The following is a 25,109-nucleotide window of genomic DNA, read 5'->3' as shown; positions in this document are numbered from 1 at the left end:
TGGGATGCGCGAGATCAACCACTGGATCCGCGGTACGGCCACACCGGGGACCAGCGACACGAAACTGGATGTGTTCGACCCCGCCACGGGTGAGCCGCAGGCGTACGTCCTCGCCGCGACCGCCGCCGAGACCGGGGCGGCCGTGGCGGCGGCGAAGGAGGCGTTCCCCGGCTGGCGCGCCGCCTCCCTGTCCCGCCGGGCCGAGGTGATGTTCCGCTTCCGCGAGCTGGTCGACGCCAACCGCAAGGAGATCGCCGCCCTGATCAGCTCGGAACACGGCAAGACCGTGGCCGACGCGTCCGGCGAGCTGGCTCGGGGCCTGGAGAACATCGAGTTCGCCGCCGGGGCACCCCATCTGCTCAAGGGTGGATACAGCGAGCAGGCGGCGACGGGTGTCGACGTCTACTCGATCCGCCAGCCGCTCGGCGTGGTCGCGGGCATCACGCCGTTCAACTTCCCGGCCATGGTCCCGCTGTGGATGCTGTGCAACGCGCTCGTGTGTGGCAACACGTTCGTGCTGAAACCCAGCGAGAAGGACCCCTCGGTGTCGCTCCTGCTGGCCGACCTGCTGCGCCAGGCGGGGCTCCCGGACGGCGCGTTCAACGTCGTGCAGGGTGACCGCGTGGCCGTCGAGACGCTGCTCGACCACCCGGACGTCGAGGCGATCTCGTTCGTCGGCTCCACCGCCGTCGCGAAGAGCATCTACGAGCGCGGCACCCGCAACGGCAAGCGTGTGCAGGCCCTCGGCGGCGCCAAGAACCACATGGTCGTGCTCCCCGACGCCGACATCGGATCCGCCGCCGACGCCGCGGTGTCCGCCGGCTACGGCTCGGCCGGCGAGCGCTGCATGGCCGTCTCCGTGGTCGTGGCGGTCGGCGACAGCGGGGACCCACTCGTGGATGCCATCCAAAAACGCATCGGCCGGATCCAGGTCGGCCCGGCGACGGATCCCAGCGCCGAGATGGGCCCGCTGATCAGCCGCGAGCACCGGGACCGGGTGGCCGGCTATCTCGCCGACCCCGGGCCGGCCGAGGTCGTGGTCGACGGGCGGGACGCGCCGTGCACCGGCGGGCCCGGATTCTTCCTCGGCGCCTCGCTGGTGGACAAGGTGCCGCCCGATTCGCCGCTCTACACCGACGAGATCTTCGGACCGGTGCTGTCGGTGGTGCGCGTGGACACGTACGACGAGGCGGTCGAGCTGGTCAACACCAACCCCTACGGCAACGGCACGGCGATCTTCACCCGCGACGGCGGGGCGGCCCGCCGCTTCCAGTACGACGCCGTGTGCGGGATGGTCGGCGTCAACGTGCCGGTGCCCGTCCCCGTCGCGTACTACAGCTTCGGCGGCTGGAAGTCGTCCCTCTTTGGCGACCTGCACATGTACGGGCCCGAGGGCCTGCAGTTCTACACCCGGACCAAGGTCGTCACCTCGCGCTGGCCCGACCCGGCCACCTCGCGGGTCGACCTCGGCTTCCCGAAGGTGCGGTGAGCGCCGATGGACATCGGTGTCGTCCTGCAGTGCGACCCGCCGTCGAGCGCCGTCGTCGACCTGGCCCGCAAGGCCGAGGACCTGGGCTACAGCCACGTGTGGACCTTCGACTCGCACGTGCTGTGGCAGGAGCCGTTCGTCCTCTACTCGAAGATCTTGGCGGAAACCAGCAGTGTGGTCGTCGGGCCGATGGTGACCAACCCGGGCACCCGCGACTGGACGGTCATCGCGTCGCAGTTCGCCACCCTCAACGAGATGTACGGCAACCGGACCGTCTGTGGCATCGGCCGCGGCGACTCCGCGCTGCGCTACATCGGCCGCAAGCCCACCACCCTGGCCGAGTTGCGGGATTGCATCCACGAGGTGCGCGCCCTGGCGAACGGCGGCACGGTCCGGGATCTCCGCCTGGCCTGGGCGCCGGACAGCCGGCTCGACATCTGGGTCGCCGCCTACGGACCCAAGGCGCTCGCCCTGACCGGTGAGGTGGCGGACGGCTACATCCTGCAGCTCGCGGATCCCGACATCGCCGCGTGGATGATCGCCGCCGTCCGTTCCGCCGCCTCCGACGCGGGCCGCGACCCCATGGCGATCAAGTTCTGCGTGGCGGCGCCCGCCTACGTCGGCGACGACCTGGCCCATCAGCGGGACCAGACGCGGTGGTTCGGCGGGATGGTCGGCAACCACGTGGCGGACATCGTCGCGCGCTACGGCACGGACGGCGCGGTGCCTCAGGCGCTGACCGAATACATCAAGGCGCGGCAGGGATACGACTACGCGGAGCACGGACGGGCCGGGAACTCGCACACGACGTTCGTACCCGACGAGGTGGTCGACCGGTTCTGCGTGCTGGGACCGGTCGAGGCCCACCTGGAACGGCTGGCGGCCCTGCGCGCGCTCGGGGTCGACCAGTTCGCGCTGTACCTGCAGCACGACGACAAGGAGGCCACCCTGGAGGCGTACGGGAAACACGTCATTCCGGCGGTCTCATGAGACGCACGCTGAGCGTGCTCGCGGGGCTGATCGCCGCCGTCGCGCTGTGGGAGGGATACAAGGCCGTCGGCGACCCGGACGGCACGGTGGTCCTCGGGACCCGGATCCTGCCCCGCGCCGACGACCTGTCCATGCCGCACGTGTGGGACATGCTGCGGCGGCTCGGACAGCCCGAGCTGACCGGCGGGCGGCCGGTGTGGCAGGTGGTCCTGGGCGCGTGCCTGTTCACGCTCGGGATCACCGCCGTGGGGTTCGCCGCCGGGGCGGTGGTCGGGCTGCTGCTGGCGGTCGTGATGCAGCGCTTCCGCATCGTCGAGCGCGGGCTCCTGCCGTACGTCATCCTGTCGCAGACCGTGCCCCTCGTCGCGCTGGCGCCGCTGGTCGCGGGCTGGAGCGGCAACCTGTCCTTCGGTCCGTATCCATGGCAGGACTGGATGACCGTGGCCGTCATCGCCGCCTATCTGTCGTTCTTCCCGGTCGCCGTCGGCATGCTGCGCGGGCTGCAGTCGCCGCCGGCGAGCGGGGCCGAGCTGATGCGCAGCTACGCCGCCGGCTGGTGGCGCACGCTGCTCAAGCTCCGCCTGCCGGCGTCGCTGCCCTACCTGTTCCCCGCGCTGCGGCTGGCCGGCGCGGCCGCCGTCGTGGGCGCGGTGGTGGGAGAGATCTCCACGGGTACGCGCGGCGGGGTCGGCCGGCTCGTCATCGAATACTCGCGGGAGGCGACCAGCGACCCCGCGAAGGTCTACACCGCCATGCTCGGCGCGGCCCTGCTCGGGCTGCTCGTGGCGGCCCTCGTCAGCCTGCTGGAGCTGCCGTTGATGCGGCACCGGCGCCGAATCCGGGTGGTGACGATGTGACTGCCGTGTCCGTCTCGGGTGTCACGAAGACCTTCAACGAGGGCCGCAGCGACGCGGTCACCGCGCTGTCCGACATCGACCTGACCGTGGCCGAGGGCGAGTTCGTATCCCTGATCGGGCCGTCGGGATGCGGCAAGAGCACGCTGCTGCGCCTGATCGGCGATCTCGTATCCCCTACCGCCGGGACCGTTTCGGTCGCGGGACGTTCCGCCCGCGATGCCCGGCTGCGGCAGGGATACGGGATCGCTTTCCAGCAGGCGGGCCTCTTCGAGTGGCGGACGGTACGCCGCAACGTGGCGCTGCCGCTCGAACTGCGCAAGCTCTCCCGATCCGCGCAACGCGCCCGCGTCGACGAGATGCTCGGCCTCGTCGGGCTGAGCGACTTCGCGGAGCACTATCCGGCGCAGCTGTCCGGGGGCATGCAGCAGCGGGTCGCCATCGCCCGCGCGCTCGCCGTGCATCCACCCCTGCTGCTGATGGACGAGCCGTTCGGCGCCCTGGACGAGATGACCCGCGAACGGCTGCAGAACGAGCTGCTGCGCATCTGCGGGGCGACCGGCACGAGCACGGTCTTCGTCACGCACTCCATCTCCGAGGCGGTGTTCCTGTCGAACCGGGTCGTCGTCATGTCGCCGCGGCCCGGCCGGATCACCGCGACCGTCGACATCGATTTGCCCACGCGCGACGAGTCCGTCCGCCAGTCCCCGGACTTCTTCGGTTTTGTCACGCTCGTGCGGAAATCGCTGCGGGAGGCCGCGTGAAGCGTGTGCTGCCGCCGCTCGTCGTGGGCCTCGTCGTTCTCGCCCTGTGGGAGCTGACGGTCTCGCTGGGCCGGATCGCGCCCTTCATCCTCCCCGCGCCGTCGGCCATCGGGCACGAGCTGCTCGTGCAGCGCGGCAACATCTGGTCGGCCGCGCTCGCCAGCGGCCTCAACGCGCTCGTCGGACTGGCCTGGGGCAGCGTGGCCGGGGTGCTGCTCGCCATGGCCGCGAGCCGCTTCCGCCTGCTCTCCGACGTGTCCGTGCCGGTGGCGGCGGTGCTCAACGCGCTGCCGATCATCGCGCTCGCCCCGATCCTCAACAACATGTTCGAGTCCACCTCGAGCGTGCCCCGCCGGCTGGTCGCCGGGATCATCGTCTTCTTCCCCGTCTTCCTCAACACGCTGCGCGGACTGCGCGAGGTGGATCCCGTCCACCGCGACCTCATGACCAGTTACGCCGCCTCGGGATGGACCTTCACCCGGCTGGTACGCCTCCCCGGGGCGCTGCCGTTCGTCTTCACGGGCCTCCGGCAGGCGTCGTCGCTCGCGGTCATCGCCGCCGTCGTCGCCGAGTACTTCGGGGGTCTGCAGAACGGGCTCGGGTCGCGCATCACGTCGGCGGCCGCCTTCACCGCGTACCCGAGGGCCTGGGCCTTCGTCGTCGGAGCCTGCGTCCTCGGGCTCGTCTTCTATCTCGTCACGCTCCTGCTGGAACGCCTTGTTCTGCCTCCTTCCGTCGTTTAGGGAGTCCGTGTGCGCCTCTTCGCGATCGCTGCGTCTCTTCTCCTCCTGACCGCCTGCGGGACCGCCGACCAGTCCCCCACCACCGCCGCATCCGGCGGGGTCACCCCGATCAAGCTGCAGTTGCAGTGGTTCTACCAGGCCCAGTTCGCGGGCTACATCGCCGCCGTGGACAAGGGCTTCTACCGGGAACAGGGCCTCGACGTCGAACTCCTCGAGGGCGGCGTCGACATCGTGCCGCAGACCGTGCTCGCGCAGGGCAAGGCCGACTACGCCGTCGCCTGGGTGCCGAAGGCGCTGGCCTCGCGCGAGCAGGGCGCCGAGATCACCGATGTCGGGCAGATCTTCGCGCGCTCGGGGACGTACCAGGTGGCCTGGAAGTCCTCCGGGATCACGGGACCGGCCGACTTCAAGGGCAAGAAGGTGGGGAACTGGGGCTTCGGCAACGAGTTCGAGCTCTTCGCCGGCATGACCGGCGCCGGCGTGGATCCCGGCAAGGACGTCACGCTCGTGCAGCAGCAGTTCGACATGCAGGCCCTGCTCAAGAAGGAGATCGACGTCGCCCAGGCGATGAGCTACAACGAGTACGCTCAGCTCCTCGAGGCCACGGATCCCGCGACCGGCACGTTGTACACCCCCGACGCCTTCCAGATCATCGACTGGAAGACCGTGGGATCCGCGATGCTGCAGGACGCGGTGTGGGCCTCGACGCCGCGGCTGAGCGACCCGGCTTACCAGCAGCAGACCGTGAAGTTCCTGACCGGCACGATCAAGGGCTGGGCCTACTGCCGCGACAATCCCGTCGAGTGCCGCGATCTGGTGGTGGCGAAGGGATCCAAGCTCGGCCGGAGCCACCAGCTCTGGCAGATGAACGAGGTCAACAAGCTCATCTGGCCCTCCACCGGCGGCATCGGCCTGATCGACGAGGCCGCCTGGAAGCAGACGGTCGACATCTCGCTGACCGCCAAGAACCAGACGGGCGACACGGTGCTGACCAAGCAGCCGTCGGGTCAGGCCTACACCAACGACTACATCCGGCAGGCCCTCGACCAGGCCGGCGTCGACACGACCGGCGCCGCCTTCAAGCCCGAGACCGTCACCCTCTCCCCCGGCGGGGCGTGACGGGGGTTCAGTCCTCGCTGACGCGCCCGGCCGGGATGCCCGCCCGCGATGTCGAGAGCGGCTCGCGGAGCCGCGCCTCACCCACCCGCCGATCGTACGTCCGGCTCATCGCCGCCGGTCGGGCTCGTGCTGCAGGCGCTCGCGGTAGGTGCGGGTCTTCTGGCGGTTGCCGCAGACCGCCATCTCGCACCACCGCCCGCGCCCGTTGCGCGAGGTGTCGAGGAAGGCCCACCGGCAGTCCGGCGCGGCGCACAGCTTGAGCCGCGGCCAGTCGCCCCGGGCGGCGCTCTGCGCGACGGTCTCGACGATGACGTCGACCCACGGCCGGGCGGACCGCGCCCGGATCCGAAGCTCGCCGGACGGATCCACGACGAGGTGCAGCGGATGCCCGGCCAGCGCCGGCGTCGCCTCACCTTGTCCGTCCACGGCAGACCGCAGCGCCGTCCGCAGGGAGACCGCGGCGCTCAGGTCGGCACCTTCGGTGGCCAGACCGTGCGCCGCCAGCCAGTCCGCCAGGGCCGCCGGCGAGGTCAGCCGGTCGCCGGCGACGTGCTGCTCGCCGTGCCGGCTGAAGGTGCGCTCGTCGGCCGTGTTCAGGAACTCCTCGATGAGCCGCAGGTCCGCCACGACACCACTATACCGCTACGCCGGTGTTGACTCGGTCGCGACACCGGTATTACGTTTCGGTGGTGTCTACTTCTCGCGAGCACCTGATCGACGTACCCGAGGCGGAGCTCGAGGACCTGCGGGCCCGGCTGCGCGCGACCCGCTGGGCCAAGCCCTGGCTGCCCGCCGCCGAGCCCGGCGCCACGGGCGTCGACGGCGACGAGCTGCGCCGGCTGGCCGGCTACTGGGCCGACGGATACGACTGGCGTAAGCACGAATCCACGATCAACGCGCTGCCGTCCCACTTCGCCGAGATCGACGGCACCACCGTCCACTATCTGCGCTACGACGCCGAGCGCCCCGGGCGCCTGCCGCTCCTGCTCGCCAACGGTTGGCCCAGCTCCTTCCTCGAGCTGACCGGCCTCGCCGAGCGGCTGTCGGCCCCGTCCGAGTGGGGCGGCGACCCGGACGACGCGTTCACCGTGATCGTCCCGGCCCTGCCCGGCTACGGGGTGGCTCCGCAGCGGCCCGCCTCCGGCCCGCACACGCACGAGCTGTGGCACCGGCTCATGACCGGCGAACTCGGCTTCGCCCGCTACGGCGCACACGGATCCGACATCGGCGCGGGCGACGTCAGCCGGCTCGGGGAGGCGTACCCGCCGGTGGTGGCCGGGTTGCACCTGCTGGACACGGCGGCGCCGGAGGCGTACGACCAGGAAAGCCTGACCCCCGAGGAGCGCGCCTATCTCGCGGCCGAGGAAGCCTGGGCGGTCGACGAGCGCGGCTACTCGCACGAGCAGCAGACCCGCCCGCTGACCCTGGCGCAGGGCCTGTCCGACTCCCCGTCCGGCCTGCTCGCCTGGATCCTCGAGAAGTACCGCGTCTGGAGCGCGACCCGCTTCACCGACGACTTCGTGCTGACCCAGGCCTCGCTCTACTGGTTCACCAACTCGATCTCGACCTCCTTCCGCCCCTACTACGAGCGCCACCACAACCTCGTCCCCGCCGTCACCCGCGTCGACGTCCCGACCGCGGTCGCCCTCTTCCCGTCCGACCTGGGCGCCCGCAAGCCGCGCAGCTGGATCGAGCGCAACTACCGGGTCGCCCGGTACACGTTGATGCCCCGAGGCGGCCACTTCGCCGCGTACGAGGAGCCGGACCTCCTCGCCGCCGACCTCAGGGCCTTCTTCCGCACACTCGCGTAGCCGGGGATCCATTCGCTCGCAGGCATGGCCGCACGCCCGGCGATGCCGGATCAGTGATGGGTCCGCAGCCGCCTTGACCCGACCGCGAACCCGACGCCATCGTTGCTTTGCGACAAGATGCCGAGCGACAAGCGAGGTAACCATGGCATCCATTCACGATCTGATCGCCTACCTGCTCCAGAAGAACGGACCCACAGGGAGCATGGAGGTGCACACCCTGCTCTACTACGCGCAGGCTTGGCACCTCGTCGACGACGAGGAACCGCTCTTCGCCGACCGTATCGAGGCGTGGCCTCCGCAGCCGGTTCTCCCGGACCTGTTCGAGCTCCACGCCGACATGGTGGGGTTGCTCGACGCGTGGCCCCGCGGCGACGCCGAACGCCTGACGGCCACCGAGCGCGAAGCGATCGACGACGCGCTCGAGAACTACGGCCGCCTGAGCCACATCCATCTCGCCGCCCTCGTGACCTCCGAAGCTCCGTGGCGGGACGCCCGCGCGGGACTGGATCCCCTCGAGATCTCACACCATCCCATCACCCCGGCTGCGCTGTACAAGTACTACAGCTCACTGGCCACGGACGATGACGCGATCCCGATCGAGGCCATGACCGAGGACGCATGGGACAGGCTGGTCGACCGGAGTCTGGGGTTCGGCGTTGCCTGACAGGAAAGCGAAAACCCAGCGCACGATCCACCACTCCGCCGAGCAGGAACTGGCAGCGGCCGAAGACAGGCTCATCTTTTCCTTCCGTTATGCCGACCATGGCTACCGCGGAGCCTGGGCCTGGCCGCGGGCCGCCGAGGCCGAAGAGGTGCTCAACTTCTTCTGCCACATCGGCTCCTCGACCTGGAACGAAGTCAAGGGGCAGATGACCGGCTCGAGGAGCGGCAGTCACCGCAAACACCACGAGCAGCACGTCGAGCACCTTTGCTCGGAGGCTCAGCAGCGCCTCGTCGCGCTCAAGCACACGCACAAGTTCGGCACGACGATCTTCCGGTTCCGTGTCGGCGGCCGGAAGAGGCTGTGGGGCTTCGTCAACCACGGGGTGTTCTACGTCGTGTGGTGGGACGCCGAGCACCAGGTCTATCCGATCGCGAAGAAGTAGGACCGCCCGGCAGGAGAGCAGGGTGGCGACCAGGGCACCCGTCGCGGCGACCAGCTCGGCCGTCACCCAGTGCCAGCACCTCGCTGACGCTTGGAATCACCGCCGGTCACATGGGCAGACCGAGGTGAGCAGCTTCCCGGAGGGCGTTCACATCCCGCACCACGAATCCGCGGTATCGCTGCTCCACGATGTCCGCGGCCCGCAGCTCCTTCATGGCCTTCTGCAGGCTGGCCTCCGCCGCACCACACAGCGTGCCCAGCTCGGCTTGGGTGATGTGCAGGTCGACCACGACGCCGGACGGCGCCCTGCGACCATATGCGCCTGCGATGTCGGACAGCACCCGCGCCAGCCGCACCTTGACCGGAAACAACGCGAAGTCGGTACGCCGCCCGTTCGACCACCGCAGCTTGTCCGCCACGATGCCGGCGATGGCCATGGCCGCATCCGGGTGGCTCCTGAGATAGGCCTGAAACTCGGCGCGATGCAGGATGCGGATGCGGGATTGCTGGCAGGCAGTCACAGTGGCGGACCGCGGCGTACCGTTGAGGGCGGAGATCTCCCCGACGAGATCGCCGGACATGCGGATGGCCATCAACGCCTGGCGTCCGTCGGACAATCCGATCGTCACCTTGGTGATGGCGTTCTCCAGCAGGACCACGAAGGTCTCCTCGGCACCCTCGCGCATGATGACCTGTCCGGACCCGACGGTCTTCGCCACACCGACGGCCAGCAACTTGTCACGAGCCGCGGGTTCGAGCCGGCCGAGCAACGATTGAGCCGACCACGAGCCGTTCACCAAGTAAACCCTCCTCAGGATCAATAACACTCAGGGTCACAGGAAGGACACTGAGAGCATGCCACGGTCAGCCGGGCAGGTGAATGGGGAAGTCGGCGAGGACCAGAGCGGCTGTGCCCGCCACCAGCACCCCCACCACCCAGGGCAGGCTTCGCCGAATCTCCGCGTGCTTCCGTGAAGCGATCGCCGCCAGGACCTCCGCGTGCAGACGAGCGTTCTCGAGTGCTCGATGAGACCCGGCCTCCCCGCCGGCAGCAATCAGGTCATGGGCCAGTAAACGACCCGCCTTCGCCGGCGCTCCGAAGCGAGGGACGATCGCCGCCAGCAGATGCCACGCGGCGCCGGACGCGCATACGAGCATCGCCAGCATCCCCCAGAAGGGCAGGCCGCCCGGGGCGGCGGATCGGTCGGAGACGAACGCGACGGCTCCGCAAACCACGGTCGCGAGGGAGACAACTTTGGCGTCTCCGAGGCGGATGGCCGATTGGAGCGAAGCGGAGAGCGCCAGCGCCAATTGCAGGTCGAGGTCCTGGCGAGGGGCCGGACGACGGGGCCGGAGGCGGCGGGGTGTGGTCATGGCCTCAGTGAAGCTCCACCGGCGCCCCGCCATGGCATGGAAATAGGTGATCCCGATCTTGTGCCGGCTTTCTGACATTCCCTACTTCGACGTATTCCTCTCCCCCTGCGGCCCGCAGACTTCTGAGCTGACGTCAGCGTCCCGAGGAGGGAACCCGCGTGCCCCAGATCGCCGATCCGACGCGCCGCATCATCGTCTCCGTCGACATGGAGAGCTACAGCCGGCGCGACAACATGCTCCAGTACCGCGCCCAGCAGTCCTTTCGCGACATCATGAGCCAGGCCTCCGACGAACTCGGGCTGGACCGCAGCAACTGGACGATCCAGCAGGCGGGAGACGGCGAGCTGGCAACCCTTCCGCCCGGCACCAGCGAACGGCATCTGATCTCACAACTCCCCACGACCCTCGACCGGCTTCTGCGGCAGCACAACCACGGTCTGGAGCAGCAGGCCCAGGTCCGCCTGCGCGTAGCCGTTCATGAGGGGCTCGTCCACCTCGACGGCGCCAACGGCTTCCCCGGAGAGGCGGTCGTCACCGTCTCCCGCCTGATCGACTCCCCGCAGCTGAAGGCCGCCCTCAAGCGGTTCCCGTCGGCCGGTGTCGCCATGATCGTCTCCGACCGCATCTACCAGGACGTGGTGCGCCAATATCGGGAACTGCGCCCAGAGCGCTATCAGCAGGTGACAGCGGCCCTGCCGGACAAGGGCTTCGAGCAGACCGCCTGGATCCACGTACCTGACGAGGACGCCTCCGGCGCGCAAGACTCCCCCGGTCCGGGGCCGGCTACGACACCGCCTGTCCCGGGCGGACGGGCAGTTACCAACGTGAACAACGGCCAGGCCAACATGGGCGACAACGGCACCATCACCAATTCCGGCCCCGTCTCGTTCGGATCAGGGCAGCGATGACCGACGAAGCGGATTCGCCGCGGGCCGAAGATCCAGCAGACCGGGACGCAGCCGTTCCTGCTCCCGAACCGGAGAAGGAAGCGACGCCTCAGCGAAGCGGCGACAGCCGTACGACTTCCGGGGACAAGGCCGCCGACGACGACGATCCGTACCGGACCGGGCCTATCGCGGCCGATCAGCACCGCGTCCCGAGCGGCGTTCCGCGAGCCCTTTTCGGTGAGCGATACGACGAGTCCGTGCTCCGTCGGCAGCCGCTCCGGGACGAGCCACGCGAACAGCCCTCGACCGACAACGTCAATCACGGTTTCGCCAACCAGGGTGACAACGGCACCATCAACTATTTTGCCGAGGCCGTGCAGGAAGCTGTCATCCGCGACCTGCCCGACAAGGCGCATCTGGTCGCCACGTACGCGGGCACGTCTTCCGACGCTCCTCTCGACCAGCGCCTCGACGTGCGGCCGGTCGCGAGCCTGATCGGGCTCCCCGGGACGGGCCGCTTCACCACCGCCTGTGCGGCACTCGCCCGGCGCAGAGGCGACGGGAACGTTCACGAGATCCTGGCGCCCGCCGGAGAACGCACAGGATGGACCACCCGGCTCCAGGGGAAGCTGGTGCACGGGCATGGCTATGTGATCCGGCTCGCCGGAGGCGATCATGTCCGGTTGGTGAGGCAGCTGAGCGCAGCCGCGACGGAATGCGGGGCCAGTATCGTCGTCGTGCGCGACGCGGACCCCCGGGACGGCGAACGCTCCGGCGGCGAGGTGCACCATCAGCGACCGGACCCCGTCGAGGTCTTCGCCCAACACCTGAGGGCCAAGCTGCACACCGCGCGCGACTGGGACGACCAGCAGATCACGGGCTACGTCAAGATCTCTGCCGAGCGGGCCGCACTCTGCGAAGTGCTCAGGAGAACCTATTCGCCCAAGGAAGCCGCCGCCATCGGCGAACGCTTCGCCGTCCGGACTCCCCGGACCGACGAAGAGATCGCGCAGGTGCTCGCGACCACCGGGCCGGAGATCAGAGCCCGGGCAGCCAAGGCCCTCATCTCGCCGCGTAGCGACGCCCCTGCTCCGCACCGTCCCGGCCAGCACGAACGCGCATTCCGGATTGCCTACGCCGCCTTCTGCAACCAGCCGCTCAATGATGTGTTCGTGGCCGCGGGCTGGCTGCTGCAGGCCATCGACGGTCAATCACGCCGCCCCGACCTCGGGCGGCTCGCTCTTGCTCATCCGGTGACAGATCTGCTCGGTGACGGTCTGAAGATCGACTGGGAGGAGGGTGCGCAGTCACCGACCTCGCCCGGCGCCTCACGGCGGGCCTGGCTGCGCAACGTCGAACTCCGCGGTGCCATTCTGGATGTAGCCTGGCACGATTTCGACCACACTCGTCCGGCTCTCCTCGCCTGGCTCAACAGACTGGTGACCGACGAGGAAAGCTCGCCGACGATGAAGACGACCGCGGCGGATGTGGCCGGCCTCCTGGCCAGCCACGATTACGACCGGATCCGCAAGGACCTCATCGACAAGTGGGCCATCTCTCCCGCGCACGAGGTCCGGCAGACCGCAGCCCGGGCCGTCGTGGTCGCTGCCACCAGCGGCCAGGTCGGCACCCGCGTCCAGGAGACGCTGCAGTCGTGGGTGGCGGGGTCCGGCAAACGCAAGCACGACACCGCCCTCCGGGTGTATACGAACGGTCTCCAACTGCCCGACCCCCGGTGGCATCTCGCCGACCTGCGACGGATATCCCCGGACGCCCTCCAGAGAGACTCGGAGCTCATCGCTGAAGCAGTCAACCAGTTGTATCTTCCGGAGAATCTGCCCGGGCTGACGGGAGAACTAGCCCGCTGGCTCCGTTCCCCCGCCACGGGCGCGGACCGGTGGGCACACGTCCATGCCGCCCGCGCGTTCCTGGCCCTCGCCGCCCGCGACGCCGCTTCGGGCTCGTCCTCGGAGATGCAACGCCAACTGGGTCAGGACATCTTGGCGACGGCGGACCTGACGCTGCTTTTCCAGTACGCCCTGCTGGACGCCCGTCTCGCGAGCCGGGGCTGGGAACTCCTCGGCGAGTGGCTGGACCGGGCCAACGAGGGGCACGACCTCCGTACGGGCACCGCCCGCCTGCTCACCTCACTGGCACGCGCCGAACCGACGCGGCGACGGCTGGCCTTTTTCCTGGAACGCATCTGGCACGGGCGGGACCACACCGTGCCGAGCTGGATCACCGACGCGCTGGAGGAACGATGACCATGGACGAGGCGGCACCGGCCACCGGCCGCTCATCCGACACGCGGCCAGGGCTCGGCGAGTGGTTCAGGTCCCTTTGGCACGCTTTCAGGGCATGGCTGGGAACACCCTCCGCAACGCCGGAGCCGGAGCCGATGCCTGCCCCCGAACCGCCCGGACGGCTCGTCGAACGGCACGACCTTGGCCAGGCCTTCGCCGCCCCGGCCGAAGGGTATGTGTTCGAGTTCCAGGTGCACGTCACCTGTATCTGGCGCTCGGAGGGCCTGGAGCGCGCCGAGTTGCACGAGGCCAGCCGGCGTTTCGAGCATCTGGTCCTCCGGGATGTACACCGGCTTTCCGCCGACCGGACGCGCAACTACCCGCCGCACCGGGTGCGGGAAGCCGAGAGTGATGTTCAACAGGTGATCCGGTCCAAGACACCGTGGCGGTTCCCGGTCGGCGATGCCCACGTCGTTTGCCAGCCGTATGTCTGGCTCCGGCTGGACGAGGAGGTACGCAAGCACGTCCGACCACACTGGGAGCGGATGATCGAGATCGAGTGCGCCCACGAGGCCGACGTCAAGCGGGCCCGGCTGGCCGACGAGCTGAGCGCGGAGTGGCTCAAGGTCCTGGCCAAGCTGGCCAATGATCCCCTGGCAGCCGGGGCGGCCAAGCTGACGGAGGAGGCGTTCGCAACGGTGGTCGCCGAGATCAGGGCCGAACACAAGGCAGCCGACGAGCACCTCAAGGAGTCGCTGCAGCAGATCATGAACAGCGATGCAGGACCGATGGAGAAGGCACAGTCGTTCGACATGTATGTCGACCTGCACAAGCGCAACGGCGGTTCGTGAGAGCAGCTCACTAGAGTGGGACGAGGCGGGCGGCCAGGGCGACGGCGTTGAGGTCGCCCTCGCGCAGGCGGTGGGCGGCTTCGGGCTCACCCAGGCTGACCAGGCGCTCGGCCGTCGTGTCGATGAGGCGGGCGTCGCCGCTCAGGAGTTTGCGGGCGATGGTGGCCTGGGTGGGGCTGAGCTCGGCGTACGCGCACTGGTCGAGCGCCGCGATGGTGGCTTCGTCGAGGGTGCCGGCCAAGGCCCGTTCGGTGACGACGCGCAGGAGCCAGGAGGGCCACCAGCTGTAGCGGCCGATGAGGTGGCCGGAGCGGATGGCGTCGGCGGGGCGCTGGCCGCCGTCGAGGAGGCGGAGGGTCAGCGGGATGTCGAAGCGTTCCAGGCGCAGGGCGGTGACGAAGAGCCGTTGCAGGCGGGAGCGGCTGACGAAGCCGGCGGCCTCGGCGGCGGCGGAGGCGAAGTCGCCGCGCATGGCCGTCAGCAGCACGAGGGCTTCGTCGGTGGCGATGGCGGAGCCGGTGGAGCGTTCCTCGATGCGGGCGAGGGTGCGCTCGAGGCGGTCGACGGCCTCCTCGGCGGCGGCGAGACGCACCGGAAGGGGCCGCTCGAGGTAGCGGATGACGGTGTCGGTGCCGATCTTGACCTCGCGGCGCAGCAGCGGCGCCTTGATGGTGGGCAGGACGAGGTCGGCGAGACCCTCGAGCAGGTACGCGCGGTCGAACCGGTCGGAGGCGGCCGGGAATTCGGCCCACCAGCTTGCGTCCACGCCCCTCAGGATAGCGGACAAAACGGGCGAAAGCCGGGCCCCTCGGTGGAGAGGCCCGGCCCGGGTCCGGACGCTTACGACGACGGGGTCAGGACGACCTGGTCGCTGCCGGACTGCGGCGGGGTGCCGGTGTCCGTGTACTCGGCGACGAACACCGCGGTCAGGTTCGACGCGCCGGCGTGACCGGCGTCGAGGAACGTGGTGATGGAGCCGGTGCAGCCGGACGCCGTGGAGAGCGGGTGCCCGTGCTGGTCGTGGCCCAGGATGTAGGTGACGGTGACCCGCGAGCAGTCCACGGGCTGGTCGTCGGTGACGGTGACCTCGAAGTTCACCGTGTCACCGAACTGGAACGGCTGGCCCTCCTGCGGCGTCACGAAGCTCACCACGGGCGCGGCCGTGCCGACCGGGAGGATGACCTCGGCGGCGGCCCAGCGGCCGGTCGGGTCGGTCACCTTGAGGGTCGGGCGGTAGTTGCCGTTCTCGGTGAAGGTGTAGACCGCGTTGGGCTGACGGGAGTCGATGACGCCGTCGTTGTCGAAGTCCCACGCGTAGCGCAGCGAGTCGCCGTCGGGGTCGGTCGCCGTGCTGGTGAACGTCACGGTCAGCGGGGACTCGCCGCTGGTCGGGTTGGCGGTGATGGCGACAGAAGGCGAGCGGTTGCCGCGCACGTAGTCGATCCGGGCGAGCTGCGCCTCCGGGTTCTCGGAGAAGTAGCCGTCGCCGTACTCGAGGACGTAGAGCGCGCCGTCGGGGCCGAACTCGAGGTCCATCGGGTTGTCGAAGACGAACGAGGGCAGCACGTCCTCGATCTTGGTGACCTGGTTGTTCTCGTCGAGCGTCAGCGCCTTGACCCAGTCGCGGGTCCACTCGGCCAGGAGCGGCTTGCCGTCGTAGAACTTGGGCCACTTGGTCTGCGACTTGTTCGCGGCGCTGTACTGGTACTCGGGGCCACCCATCGGGCCGATGCCACCGGTGCCCAGCTCGGGGAACTCGGCGCTGAGCCCGTACCCGTAGATGATCTCGGCCTTCTCGACCGGCGGCAGATTGCGCTTGCCGGTGTTGTGGGGCGAGTCGTTGACCGGCGCGGCGCAGTTGAACGGCGCCCCGGAGGTCCGGGTGGCGAAGTCGAAGTCCACGTAGGGCAGGTCGGGCGCGACGCAGTACGGCCAGCCGTAGTTGGCGGGCTTGTCGATGGCCATCCAGCGGCCGCGGCCGTCCGGGCCCCGCTGCGGGTTCGCCGTGTTGGCGTCCGGCGAGTAGTCGCCCACGTAGACGACGCCCTCGGGCGACACGGTGAAGCGGAACGGGTTGCGCAGACCCATGGCGTAGATCTCGGGCCGGGTCTTCGCCGTGCCGACCTTGAAGAGGTTGCCCTTCGGGATCGTGTACGACCCGTTGGCCCCCACCTTGATCCGCAGCACCTTGCCCCGCAGGTCGTTGGTGTTGCCGGCCGTGCGCTGCGCGTCGAACGCCGGGTTGCGGTCCGCGCGCTCGTCGAGCGGGGCGTAGCCGTCGGACTCGAAGGGGTTGCTGTCGTCGCCCGTGGACAGGTAGAGGTTGCCCGCGGCGTCGAAGTCGATCTTGCCGCCGACGTGGCAGCAGATGCCGCGGTCGGTGGGCACCTGGAGGATCTTCTGCTCGGTGCCCAGCTTCAGCTCGTTGCCGACCAGCTTGAAGCGGGACAGCTGCATGTGGCCCTTGAACGGCGCGAAGTCCGCGGCCGTGCCGGTGAACGGGGCGTCACCCTCGTTGACCGTGGGCGTCGACGGGTCGTCCGACGGCGTGTTGAGCACCGGCGAGTAGTAGATGTAGACCCACTTGTTGCTCTTGAAGTTGTTGTCGATCGCGATGCCCTGCACGCCCTCCTCGTCGTGCAGGTAGACCGGGATGTTCGCGGCGAGGAAGTTCTCGCCGGTCTTCGGGTCGTTGATGCGTACCTCACCCTTGCGCGCCGTGTGCAGCACGCGCTTGTCCGGCAGGACCGCGAGGGCGATCGGCTCGCCGGGGAAGTCGTTGAGGGTGACCTTCTGGAAGTTGGAGTCGGGCGGCGGCGCCGCGGCGGGCGCGGCCGAGACCCCGGCGGACGGCACCCAGAGGGCGGTCGCCACCAGCAGAGCCCCGGGTACGGCCGTGAACAGTCGCTTCATGGAGCCTCCCCTTCTCTAGAAGCGCAGCGTGTCGAGGAACTGGAAGCCGCGCCGCGCCGTGATCAGGGCGTCGGCGGGCGTGCGCGGCGGGCTGCCCGCGTCGTCGCGCTCCACGATGTACTCGATGAGTCCCGCCTCGCGGGAGTGGTCGAAGATGCGCCCGAAGTCGATGAACCCGTCGCCCGGGTCGGCGAAGCTGCCCGAGGGCGCGAGGTCCTTGACGTGCACCTGCTTGATCCGGCCCCGGTTGCGCCCGATCAGATCGACCGGATCGGCCGCGCCGCGGAAGGCCCAGAAAAGATCGACTTCCAGGTGTACGAGACCCGGGTCGGTCTCGCGGGTCAGCACGTCGAAGCCCGTGAGCTTGCCGCCGTCCTGCCGCGCGAACTCGTTGTGGTGGTTGTGGTAGCCGAAGTCGAGCCCGTGCTTGCGGGCCAGCTTGCCGGCCTTGTTGAGGTCCTTGGCGAACGCCTTCCACACCGCGCTGTCGCGGATGGGGTTGCCGGCCGCGTCCGTCCCGAAGTAGGGGTGGACGATGTACCTGTTGCCGACGATGTTCGCGTCCTCGAGCGCCGCCTCCCAGGTGGCGGCGTCGAAGGGCTGCGGGATGCCGACGTGGCCCGAGGTGGCGCGCAGGCCGGCGCGGCGCAGGGCGGCCCGGAACTCGGTGGCCGTGCGCCCGACGAAGCCGGCGTGCTCGACCCGGCGGTAACCGATATGGGCCAGCTCGGCGAGGCTCGCGTCGAGGTCGATGGCGAGCTGGTTGCGCAGCGTGTAGAGCTGCACGCTGATCTGGTCGCGCGGGACGCGCGTGAGGTGACCCTTGCTGCCGCCGGCCATGGCGGCAGCGGGAAGCACAGTGGCCGCGGCGGCGCCGGCCGCAGCCGCGCCCAGGATGCCTCTGCGGCTGATGTTGGGTGGGTTCTGCATCGTCTTGCACTGCCTCCCGGTCGATGGTGCGGGATTGATGCTGCTCGAAGCTTCCGGCCTGATGTTAATCACAGGTTTCGCTCTCGTGGCAAAAAGAATCTTCGGAATATGCAAAAGTTCGGATCGGACGGTGCATAAGTCCACGTCAACACGGACAGGCTGGACATCGACACAGGCTGCGATCCTGAGAGGCATGCTGAGCTTCGCGTCTCTTGTGGTCGCCGCGCTGGCCCTGTTCGTGTCCGCCGGGGTAGCGTGGCGCCAGCTGAACTACATGCGCCACGGCACGATGCTGCCGGTGGCGCTCGACATGTTCGCCGAGTTCCGCACGCCCGAGTTCCGTGGCTACATGCGGTATCTCACCGAGGACCTGCAGCGCGAGCACCCGCCCGGCGACGAGGGCATCCTCTCGCTACCCGACGACGTCCGGGCCCAGGTCGTCCCGGCCGTGAGCTATTTCAACAACCTGGGCCTGCTCGTGGCGCAGGGCGTCGTCGACCCGGCCATCGTCCGCGGCTTCATGAACCACTCGGTGCTGCGCGCCTGGGACCGGGCGGCGCCTTACATCCGCGTCGAGCGGGCGCGGCGGAACGACCCCGGCTACAACCAGTACTTCGAGCACCTGGCTGCCGTCTGCCTGCGACCGGCGAAGCCCCCGAAGCTCGACAAGGTGCCCGCCGGCTGGAGCTACGACGTCACGCCGTACGTACGGCCGAAGAGGCCAGCATCCTAGTCATCGCCGCCGCGTCCATCGGCGCGGCGAGGTGGAAGCCCTGCCCGAGCGTGTAGCCGAGCGCCTGCAGCTGGTCCGCCTGCGCCTGGTTCTCGATGCCCTCGGCGACGGTGTCCAGTCGCAGCGCGGAGGCCAGCTGGATGACCGCGCGGGCCACGGCCTGCCGGGCATCGCGGGCGACCGGATCGGCGTCCTCGATCTCGATGCCGTCCACGAACGACTTGTCCAGCTTGACGATCGCCGCGGGGAAGGCGCGCAGCAGGCTCAGCGACGACTCGCCGGTGCCGAAGTCGTCGAGGGCCAGCTTGATGCCGAGGCTGTCCAGCTCGTGCAGCGTACGGGAGATCTGGGTGCCCCGCAGCGCGGCCGACTCGGTGACCTCCAGCACCAGCCGGTCGGCGGGCAGGCCCGACTCGGCGAGGGCGGCGAGCACGTCGGCGACGAAGTCGGGGTCGTGCAGCTGCCGCGCGGACACATTGACTCCCGGCTTCTGCAGCGCGTCCGGGCCGAACTCGGCGAACCACTTGGCCGCCTGCAGGCACGTCTCGCGGAGCACGAAGCGGCCCAGCGGGACGATCAGGCCCGTACGCTCGGCCGCCGGCACGAACTCGGCCGGCGGCACCGGTCCCCGCGCCGGGTGGTGCCAGCGCACGAGGGCCTCGACGCCGATGACGCGCCCGGTGGCCAGCTCCACGACCGGCTGGTAGACGACGCCGAACTCGCCGCGGTCCAGGGCCCGGCGCAGCTCCCCGCCCAAGCGCATGTGCGCGACCACGGGCTCCGCCATGCCCGGCTGATAGCGGACACAGGACGCCTTGCCGCGCTGCTTGGCCGCGTACATGGCGATGTCGGCCTCGCGCAGGACATTGTCCACGGCGCCCGGCCCCGCGGTGGCGATGCCGATGCTGGCCTGCACCAGCAGCCGGTGCGCCCCGAGCGGCTCGTTCAACGCGTCCAGGATCGCGCGGGCCACCGGCTCCCCCGGCTCGCCGCCGGGCAGGAGCACGGCGAATTCGTCGCCCCCGATGCGTACGGGCATGCCGTTGCTCTTCCGCAGCACCTCGGCCAGGGCGATCAGCAGCTCGTCGCCGACGTCGTGCCCGAGCGAGTCGTTGACCGTCTTGAAGTCGTCCAGGTCCACGAGCAGCACCGTGGCGCCCGCCCCGGCCGAGGCCAGCGCCGCCCGGAACGTCGCCCGGTTGGCCAGCCCGGTCAGCGCGTCGTGACCGGCCTCGTGCTGGAGCCGTTCCTCCTGGCGGCGCAGGCCGGCGAGCAGCCGCTGGTTCTCGCGGGCCGACAGGAACTGGCGCACGGCCACGAGGATGCTCGCCCCGATCGCGGCCGCCAGCGTGACGCGGTCCGGCCACTCGGGACGCCCGATCGCCACGGCCACCAGGGAGACGCTGACCGCGGCGATGGCGACGTACGGGAGCGAGGAGAGGGTCCGGCGTGCGGGCCGCCGCCGGCCGAGGGAGGCTTCCCACTGCCCGTGTACGGCCACCGCGACGAGCACCGGCGCCAGCGGGAGCACCACGGCCTGCGCCGGGGCCGCCCCGGGATCGCCGAAGGTCGAGCCCAGCACGGCGACGCCGGTGCCGGTGAGCCCGACCGCGGCGACGAGTCGCATGGCCGTCCGGTCGACCGGCCCGTCGTCGCCCAGATAGGACACCTTGGTGATGCTGCCGAGCGAGAAGAGGAAGGCGACACCGACCACGGACAGCGTCTGCGGGCTCCACGGGTCGGCCATGGTGATCATCGGCGCGAGCCCGAAGTGCCACAGCAGCGTGCCGCAGCCCACGAACGCGATGGCCCGGTCGAGGAACATGCGCCGGCGCTCCCGGGGCCCGGCCACCTTGACGGGCACCAGCGCCACCGCGGCCATCACGGTGCCGAAGCCCATGATGACGCAGATCGCCGCCGGGACGGGCATGTCGGCGGCCAGGGCGTCGTCGCCGTGCCGGAAGGCGTTGACGGCGGACTGGGCGTACCCGAGGGTCATCAGCACCGCGCCGGCCAGCACCAGGTCCCAGAAGCGCCGCGCGAGCCCGTCGCCGCGGACCACGGCCCGCAGCCGCCACACCGCGGCGATCGCGAGGACGCCCCCGGCCGGCACGGTCACGTACGCGACGGCGACCGGGCCCGCGCCGGTCAGCGCCCAGACGGCGTACCAGACCCAGCTGGCCAGGGTCAGGGCACCGACCGCCGCCACGAACCGCCACGGCACCCGCGGGCCGCCACCCGCAAGATCCTCCGAAGTCACCAGCCCACGCTGCACCACGACGGACGTGAATACCATCCGCGAAACGGCCCATCGCGCACCCTCGGCCGAAAGTCGCAGAGCGGCGGGCGCCGGCCCCTCCCCCGGCCCGATGCGCACCCCCGCCCCGGACGGCGAAGCTGGGTGGCATGACCACGGACCACCTCGCCACCGCGCCGCTCGCCCACGCCGACAGCCTCGTCCTCGACTACCTGGCGGCATTGTGGGCCGCGACCGAGGACATCGAGCCGGCCCTGCGCGACGAGCTCATGACGACCGTCGCCGACTACATCGCCGTGCGCCGCGCCGGCGACGACCCGGCCGCGGTGCTGCACCGCCTCGGCCCGCCCGGCGACCTGGCCGACGCCGCCCGCCGCGGCCGCATCCCGGCCCACCTGCGCACCCCCGCGCTCCCGCCGGCCCCGCGGCCGCCTGCCGCGCCACCCGCACCTGCCGCGGATGCCGTCGCGCTCGGTCTGCTCACCGCCGGGTCCGTCTTCCTGCCGGGTGCGGGACCCCTCGCCGGTACGGTCGTCGCGCTCGCGTCTCCACGCTGGACCCCCGCCGCCAAGGCCGCCGCCGGGACCCTGTCGTTCGGCTCGCTGCTGCTGTCGTTCTTCGTCCTCGTGGCCGCCGTGTCGACCAGCTTGAGCTTTCCCGGGCTGGTCATCGCGTACGTCCTCGGTATCGCCGGCGCGAACCTCGCCGCCGTCACCCTGCTCCCCGGCTTCCGCAACTCCCGCTGACCGGTCGTAGGCTCGCGGGATGGATCCGGAGTGGCAGGCGCAGCGGGACCGGGCCGTGGCGGCCCATGCGGCCGACCTGACCCGGCAAGCGGCAGCCGAAGCCGCCCAGGCAGCCGCGATGCTGCACGACTTCGTGACCGCGGCCCGGGACCACGGCCCGCCGCCGGTGCCCCTGACCGCCCGCTCCTACGCCGGCACCCGCTACCGCACCAGGCTCCGAGGCTGGTACCTGCGCCGCGACGAGACGATGGCCGTGGCCGAGGACGGCCAGTTCTACCTCCTGACCGTCCCGGCCTCCCTGACGGCCCGCCTCACCGGCGCCCGCCCCGAGCCGGCCACCCCCCGCCTGATCCTGGGCGAAGGCGGCCGCGACGGCGAGCGCATCCCCCTCCGCGCCGTCCTCGACCGCCTGCTCGCTGACTGATCGTCAGAGGCTCTGGCCGCCGGACAAGTCGATGATGCCGCCCGTCGCCCACTGGAAGGCGTCGGACAGGATCGCGGGCACCGCCGCGGTGATGTCGTCCACCGTGGCGATCCGGCCCTGGGCGATCGTGTGCGCCGCCAGCTCCTGCACCTGCGGCGAGCGCATCATCCCGCCGCCGAAGCCGGTGTCCACCGCGCCGCCCATCAGCGTGTTGACGCGGATGGACCGCTCGGCGAGCTCGGTGGCCTGATAGCGGCCGAGCACCTCGACGGCCCCCTTGACCGCGGCGTAGGCGGACATCCCCGGCACCACGCCCCGGGTCAGGGCGGTCGTCACGTTCAGCACCCGGCCGCCCTCGTTGATGAGCGGCAGCAGGCTCTGGGTCAGGAAGTACGGCGCCTTGAGATTCGTGTCGACCAGCTGGTCGAACTGCTCGGCGGTCGTCTGCGCGTAGGGCGCGAAGATGCCGATGCCCGCGTTGTTCACGAGATGGTCGAAGCCGCTCGCCCCGAACCGGTCACGCAGCAGGGTTGCCAGCTGCGCGGTGAATTCCGGGTACGTGTCGAAGCGCGTGACATCCAGCGGCAGTGCGGCGGTGACGCCGTCGCCGGGCTCGGCGCCGCGGTAGGTGCCCACCACGGCGACGCCCGCCTCGGACAGCCGGCGCGCCATGCCCTCGCCCAGTCCGCGGGTGGCGCCGGTGATCAGTGCGATCTTCTGGTTGGTCATGCGCCGATCATGCGGAGCCGTCCGGCCCGGGACCCGGAGTTGTCCGCTGAACGGACAGCATCCCGCGCTCCAGAGCAACGGCGGCGTGATGCACCGCGGCGGCCGCCCGGTGCGCCGGTCGCACGGCGGGCCGGGCGATCTGCAGAGCCGCCCGCCGTCCGCCGGGCAACGCCACCGCGACGGCATAGCACGTGAGCCCGGGAAAGATGTCCTGATCGTCGACCGCCGCCCCGAACGGCCGGCGCCGCGCCGACGGTGTCCGACGGGGATCGAGCGCAATCCCGGCGGCCGTCTCCGCGGGCATCCCGGCCCCGGCCCGGGCCTCGATCGGCAGCCCGAACCGGCCCGGGATCATCTCGAGCGCGACGTAGGCGGTGCCGGCGGGGACGACAAGCGACACCGTGGCACCCGTCTGCTCGCGCAGCGACTGCATCACGCGGGCGCCGATCCGGCGCAGGCCCGGGACCGGCTCGACCTCCCGGGTCAGCCCGAGCAGCCCCGGCGACAGGGCCCACCGCCCGTCGGCCCACTCCACGGCGCCGGACTCGCGCAGCTGGGTGAGCAGCCGGTGCACGGTCGGCCGGGGCAGGCCGGTCAGCGCGGCGAGCCGGGCCAGCTGATGCTCGGGGCCGGTCGCCGGCAGCGCCCGCAGGACGCGGAAGGCGCCGTCCACCACACTGCGACCGGTCACGGCTCAGCCCAGGGGGTCGGAGAGCAGCGGGTCGAGGGCGAGCTCGGCCGCGCCGATCAGGGCGGCGTCCGGGCCGAGGGTGGCCGCGCGCAGCTGGAGGTGCTTGCGGGAGGCGGGCAGGGCCATCGAGTTGAGGCGGCGGCGGACGGCGTGGGCGGCGGCCTCGTAGACCGCGCTGAGCGTGCCGCCGAAGACGACCAGGTCGGGGTTGAAGACGTTGACCAGGTTGGCGACGCCGAAGCCGAGCCAGTCGCCGACGCGCTCGAGGGCGTGGGCGGCGCGCTGGTCGCCGAGGGCTGCCGCGCGTACGACGGTCAGTGTCCCCACCTCCGGGGCCGGGACCATGCCGGCCAGCCGGAGCAGCGCCTCGGGTCCGATCTCGGTCTCCCAGCAGCCGCGTGAGCCGCAGGCGCAGCGCCGGCCCTCGGGGTTGACGACCATGTGCCCGACCCGGCCGCTGTGGCCGCTGTGGCCGAGCACCAGCCGGCCGCCGGTGACGATCCCGGCGCTGACCCCGGAGTCGCCGTGCAGGTAGAGCAGGTCGTCCACGCCGGCCGCGACGCCCCGGGTGTGCTCGGCCAGGGCGGCGATGTCGGCCAGGTCGCCCGCCACGAAGCCGGAGAGGGCGAGCTCGGCGTCGAGCGCCGCGGTCAGGGTGGCGTCGATGCCGGCCACGTCGGCACTGCCGGCGCGGGTCGTGTCGGCGACGGCGACGGCACCACCGGCGCAGCGGGTGCCGGCGGCGGGCTCGAAGGACCGGACGAGACCGGCGAGCAGCGGCACGGTGTCGAGCAGGGCCGCGTCCCGGGGGCGCGGGGTCTCGCGCAGGGCCAGGATGTGGCCGCCGAGGCCGACCTGGGCGGCGCGGAGGCGGTCGGGCTCGATGCTCAGGGCGTTCGCGTAGACGGCGTCCGAGCGCGGGCTGACCAGCAGTGACGGCCGACCGGCCCGGCGGGCGGCGTCGCCGGGGGCGGGGCGCTCCTCGGTGACCAGGCCGGCGCTGGTGAGATCGGCGGCGAGGGCGCCGATGGTGCTGCGGTTGAGCCCGAGTCGCGTGGTCAGCTCGGCGCGCGTGGTGGGGCCGTGGACGTGCACGTGGCGGAGCACGGCGCCCAGGTTGTTGCGGCGCACCTCGTCCTGGCCGGCGGCGTAGCGCGCGGACCCGGGGTCGGCGGCCGGGGCCCCGCGGCGCAGCGGCAGAACCACGGGCGGGCTCCCTTCCGGACGTGACGGCAGCGATGATCATGACATAAATCGGACAGGGCACCGCAGGGCCGGTGAACCGGTTAAGCGAGGGTCTGTCCTGTCGGCCCCCGACGGCCTGCGCCGGGTCCAGCTTCCGCCTCGCTGCGCGGTGCGAACGGCCGCATACAACACCGGTATGCGACCGCCCGCCCCACTTGCGACGCGAAACCTGGACCGTCGGCTCGGCGACGCCGGGACCGACAGGACAGAC

General features: G+C 70.8%; 25 protein-coding genes. 15 read left to right on the top strand and 10 right to left on the bottom strand.

What is annotated here, in order from left to right; genetic code table 11:
* Positions 1-4: 4 nt before the first annotated feature.
* The 6 genes from RAN62_RS09475 to RAN62_RS09450 are packed head-to-tail and all read left to right on the top strand — an operon-like array spanning position 5 to position 5,959.
* Positions 5-1,489, top strand: a complete 1,485-nt coding sequence (locus RAN62_RS09475; protein ID WP_305784146.1) for a CoA-acylating methylmalonate-semialdehyde dehydrogenase — start codon at positions 5-7, stop codon at positions 1,487-1,489.
* Between the two features lie 6 nt (positions 1,490-1,495).
* Complete coding sequence (locus tag RAN62_RS09470; protein WP_305784145.1) at positions 1,496-2,479, top strand: TIGR03842 family LLM class F420-dependent oxidoreductase; 984 nt, start codon at positions 1,496-1,498, stop codon at positions 2,477-2,479.
* The gene (locus RAN62_RS09465) at positions 2,476-3,336 is read left to right on the top strand and encodes an ABC transporter permease (RefSeq protein ID WP_305784144.1); all 861 of its coding nucleotides are present in this window, start codon (positions 2,476-2,478) and stop codon (positions 3,334-3,336) included. Before RAN62_RS09470 ends, RAN62_RS09465 begins: the two co-directional genes overlap by 4 nt.
* Positions 3,333-4,097, top strand: a complete 765-nt coding sequence (locus RAN62_RS09460) for an ABC transporter ATP-binding protein (protein ID WP_305784143.1) — start codon at positions 3,333-3,335, stop codon at positions 4,095-4,097. Before RAN62_RS09465 ends, RAN62_RS09460 begins: the two co-directional genes overlap by 4 nt.
* A complete protein-coding gene (locus tag RAN62_RS09455) occupies positions 4,094-4,840 on the top strand; it encodes an ABC transporter permease (RefSeq protein WP_305784142.1) in 747 nt (248 codons plus the stop codon). Before RAN62_RS09460 ends, RAN62_RS09455 begins: the two co-directional genes overlap by 4 nt.
* 9 nt (positions 4,841-4,849) lie before the next feature.
* Positions 4,850-5,959: an ABC transporter substrate-binding protein gene (locus RAN62_RS09450; RefSeq protein ID WP_305784141.1), complete on the top strand. Its 1,110-nt coding sequence runs from the start codon at positions 4,850-4,852 to the stop codon at positions 5,957-5,959.
* A 105-nt stretch (positions 5,960-6,064) separates the two neighbouring features.
* Here RAN62_RS09450 and RAN62_RS09445 read toward each other — a convergent pair whose 3' ends face one another.
* The gene (locus tag RAN62_RS09445; protein WP_305784140.1) at positions 6,065-6,586 is read right to left on the bottom strand and encodes a CGNR zinc finger domain-containing protein; all 522 of its coding nucleotides are present in this window, start codon (positions 6,584-6,586) and stop codon (positions 6,065-6,067) included.
* A 62-nt stretch (positions 6,587-6,648) separates the two neighbouring features.
* Here RAN62_RS09445 and RAN62_RS09440 point away from each other — a divergent pair, with 62 nt between their 5' ends.
* The 3 genes from RAN62_RS09440 (at position 6,649) to RAN62_RS09430 (ending at position 8,876) form a co-directional block, all read left to right on the top strand.
* On the top strand, positions 6,649-7,770 hold the full coding sequence (locus RAN62_RS09440; protein WP_305784139.1) for an epoxide hydrolase family protein: 1,122 nt from the start codon (positions 6,649-6,651) through the stop codon (positions 7,768-7,770).
* Between the two features lie 142 nt (positions 7,771-7,912).
* Entirely contained in the window at positions 7,913-8,434 is a 522-nt protein-coding gene (locus tag RAN62_RS09435; RefSeq protein ID WP_305784138.1) for a Panacea domain-containing protein, read from the top strand.
* A complete protein-coding gene (locus tag RAN62_RS09430) occupies positions 8,427-8,876 on the top strand; it encodes a hypothetical protein (protein ID WP_305784137.1) in 450 nt (149 codons plus the stop codon). Before RAN62_RS09435 ends, RAN62_RS09430 begins: the two co-directional genes overlap by 8 nt.
* A 106-nt stretch (positions 8,877-8,982) precedes the next feature.
* Here the strand turns inward: RAN62_RS09430 and RAN62_RS09425 are convergent, their stop codons facing one another.
* Both RAN62_RS09425 and RAN62_RS09420 read right to left on the bottom strand, forming a co-directional pair.
* A complete protein-coding gene (locus tag RAN62_RS09425) occupies positions 8,983-9,672 on the bottom strand; it encodes a Crp/Fnr family transcriptional regulator (protein WP_305784136.1) in 690 nt (229 codons plus the stop codon).
* A 67-nt stretch (positions 9,673-9,739) separates the two neighbouring features.
* On the bottom strand, positions 9,740-10,327 hold the full coding sequence (locus RAN62_RS09420) for a Pycsar system effector family protein (protein ID WP_305784135.1): 588 nt from the start codon (positions 10,325-10,327) through the stop codon (positions 9,740-9,742).
* Between the two features lie 80 nt (positions 10,328-10,407).
* Between RAN62_RS09420 and RAN62_RS09415 the strand changes: the two genes are divergently transcribed.
* From RAN62_RS09415 to RAN62_RS09405, 3 genes are read left to right on the top strand one after another with little or no spacing between them, the layout of a single operon-like run.
* Complete coding sequence (locus RAN62_RS09415) at positions 10,408-11,157, top strand: hypothetical protein (protein ID WP_305784134.1); 750 nt, start codon at positions 10,408-10,410, stop codon at positions 11,155-11,157.
* Complete coding sequence (locus tag RAN62_RS09410) at positions 11,154-13,400, top strand: hypothetical protein (RefSeq protein ID WP_305784133.1); 2,247 nt, start codon at positions 11,154-11,156, stop codon at positions 13,398-13,400. The genes RAN62_RS09415 and RAN62_RS09410 overlap by 4 nt, the downstream gene beginning before the upstream one ends.
* Complete coding sequence (locus RAN62_RS09405) at positions 13,397-14,230, top strand: hypothetical protein (RefSeq protein WP_305784132.1); 834 nt, start codon at positions 13,397-13,399, stop codon at positions 14,228-14,230. The genes RAN62_RS09410 and RAN62_RS09405 overlap by 4 nt, the downstream gene beginning before the upstream one ends.
* 10 nt (positions 14,231-14,240) lie before the next feature.
* Here the strand turns inward: RAN62_RS09405 and RAN62_RS09400 are convergent, their stop codons facing one another.
* The 3 genes from RAN62_RS09400 to RAN62_RS09390 all read right to left on the bottom strand — a co-directional run bounded on the left by RAN62_RS09400 (position 14,241) and on the right by RAN62_RS09390 (position 18,073).
* Entirely contained in the window at positions 14,241-14,996 is a 756-nt protein-coding gene (locus RAN62_RS09400) for a hypothetical protein (RefSeq protein WP_305784131.1), read from the bottom strand.
* Positions 14,997-15,070: 74 nt separating this feature from the next.
* Entirely contained in the window at positions 15,071-17,143 is a 2,073-nt protein-coding gene (locus RAN62_RS09395) for a PQQ-dependent sugar dehydrogenase (RefSeq protein ID WP_305784130.1), read from the bottom strand.
* 15 nt (positions 17,144-17,158) lie between these two features.
* Positions 17,159-18,073 (bottom strand): sugar phosphate isomerase/epimerase family protein, encoded by a 915-nt coding sequence (locus RAN62_RS09390; protein ID WP_305784129.1) that lies wholly within the window; start codon positions 18,071-18,073, stop codon positions 17,159-17,161.
* A gap of 193 nt (positions 18,074-18,266) precedes the next feature.
* Between RAN62_RS09390 and RAN62_RS09385 the strand changes: the two genes are divergently transcribed.
* Positions 18,267-18,806 (top strand): DUF4760 domain-containing protein, encoded by a 540-nt coding sequence (locus tag RAN62_RS09385; RefSeq protein WP_305784128.1) that lies wholly within the window; start codon positions 18,267-18,269, stop codon positions 18,804-18,806.
* Here the strand turns inward: RAN62_RS09385 and RAN62_RS09380 are convergent.
* Positions 18,769-21,066: a putative bifunctional diguanylate cyclase/phosphodiesterase gene (locus RAN62_RS09380; RefSeq protein WP_305784127.1), complete on the bottom strand. Its 2,298-nt coding sequence runs from the start codon at positions 21,064-21,066 to the stop codon at positions 18,769-18,771. The two genes, RAN62_RS09385 and RAN62_RS09380, sit on opposite strands and share 38 nt — an antisense overlap.
* A 146-nt stretch (positions 21,067-21,212) precedes the next feature.
* Between RAN62_RS09380 and RAN62_RS09375 the strand changes: the two genes are divergently transcribed.
* Both RAN62_RS09375 and RAN62_RS09370 read left to right on the top strand, forming a co-directional pair.
* A complete protein-coding gene (locus tag RAN62_RS09375; RefSeq protein WP_305784126.1) occupies positions 21,213-21,809 on the top strand; it encodes a hypothetical protein in 597 nt (198 codons plus the stop codon).
* Positions 21,810-21,828: 19 nt separating this feature from the next.
* Complete coding sequence (locus RAN62_RS09370; RefSeq protein WP_305784125.1) at positions 21,829-22,233, top strand: hypothetical protein; 405 nt, start codon at positions 21,829-21,831, stop codon at positions 22,231-22,233.
* 3 nt (positions 22,234-22,236) lie between these two features.
* Here RAN62_RS09370 and RAN62_RS09365 read toward each other — a convergent pair whose 3' ends face one another.
* The 3 genes from RAN62_RS09365 to RAN62_RS09355 are packed head-to-tail and all read right to left on the bottom strand — an operon-like array spanning position 22,237 to position 24,853.
* Entirely contained in the window at positions 22,237-22,962 is a 726-nt protein-coding gene (locus RAN62_RS09365; protein WP_305784124.1) for an SDR family NAD(P)-dependent oxidoreductase, read from the bottom strand.
* A 7-nt stretch (positions 22,963-22,969) separates the two neighbouring features.
* Complete coding sequence (locus RAN62_RS09360; RefSeq protein ID WP_305784123.1) at positions 22,970-23,653, bottom strand: helix-turn-helix domain-containing protein; 684 nt, start codon at positions 23,651-23,653, stop codon at positions 22,970-22,972.
* Positions 23,654-23,656: 3 nt separating this feature from the next.
* Positions 23,657-24,853: an ROK family transcriptional regulator gene (locus RAN62_RS09355; protein ID WP_305784300.1), complete on the bottom strand. Its 1,197-nt coding sequence runs from the start codon at positions 24,851-24,853 to the stop codon at positions 23,657-23,659.
* Between the last annotated feature and the right edge of the window lie 256 nt (positions 24,854-25,109).

This window comes from Symbioplanes lichenis (assembly GCF_030709675.1).
GTDB classification, from domain to species: domain Bacteria; phylum Actinomycetota; class Actinomycetes; order Mycobacteriales; family Micromonosporaceae; genus Actinoplanes; species Actinoplanes lichenis.
Note: the sequence above shows the minus strand (reverse complement) of the source record. Positions and strands in the feature narration are given on the sequence as shown.

What these genes read in the sequence shown, in the direction of transcription:
- RAN62_RS09405 (WP_305784132.1), top strand. Translation starts at nt 13,397, where the DNA reads ATGACCATGGACGAGGCGGCACCGGCCACCGGCCGCTCATCCGACACG.
- RAN62_RS09470 (WP_305784145.1), top strand. Translation starts at nt 1,496, where the DNA reads ATGGACATCGGTGTCGTCCTGCAGTGCGACCCGCCGTCGAGCGCCGTC.
- RAN62_RS09475 (WP_305784146.1), top strand. Translation starts at nt 5, where the DNA reads ATGCGCGAGATCAACCACTGGATCCGCGGTACGGCCACACCGGGGACC.
- RAN62_RS09390 (WP_305784129.1), bottom strand. Translation starts at nt 18,073, where the DNA reads ATGCAGAACCCACCCAACATCAGCCGCAGAGGCATCCTGGGCGCGGCT.
- RAN62_RS09435 (WP_305784138.1), top strand. Translation starts at nt 7,913, where the DNA reads ATGGCATCCATTCACGATCTGATCGCCTACCTGCTCCAGAAGAACGGA.
- RAN62_RS09420 (WP_305784135.1), bottom strand. Translation starts at nt 10,327, where the DNA reads ATGTCAGAAAGCCGGCACAAGATCGGGATCACCTATTTCCATGCCATG.
- RAN62_RS09365 (WP_305784124.1), bottom strand. Translation starts at nt 22,962, where the DNA reads ATGACCAACCAGAAGATCGCACTGATCACCGGCGCCACCCGCGGACTG.
- RAN62_RS09465 (WP_305784144.1), top strand. Translation starts at nt 2,476, where the DNA reads ATGAGACGCACGCTGAGCGTGCTCGCGGGGCTGATCGCCGCCGTCGCG.
- RAN62_RS09375 (WP_305784126.1), top strand. Translation starts at nt 21,213, where the DNA reads ATGACCACGGACCACCTCGCCACCGCGCCGCTCGCCCACGCCGACAGC.
- RAN62_RS09395 (WP_305784130.1), bottom strand. Translation starts at nt 17,143, where the DNA reads ATGAAGCGACTGTTCACGGCCGTACCCGGGGCTCTGCTGGTGGCGACC.
- RAN62_RS09370 (WP_305784125.1), top strand. Translation starts at nt 21,829, where the DNA reads ATGGATCCGGAGTGGCAGGCGCAGCGGGACCGGGCCGTGGCGGCCCAT.
- RAN62_RS09385 (WP_305784128.1), top strand. Translation starts at nt 18,267, where the DNA reads ATGCTGAGCTTCGCGTCTCTTGTGGTCGCCGCGCTGGCCCTGTTCGTG.
- RAN62_RS09410 (WP_305784133.1), top strand. Translation starts at nt 11,154, where the DNA reads ATGACCGACGAAGCGGATTCGCCGCGGGCCGAAGATCCAGCAGACCGG.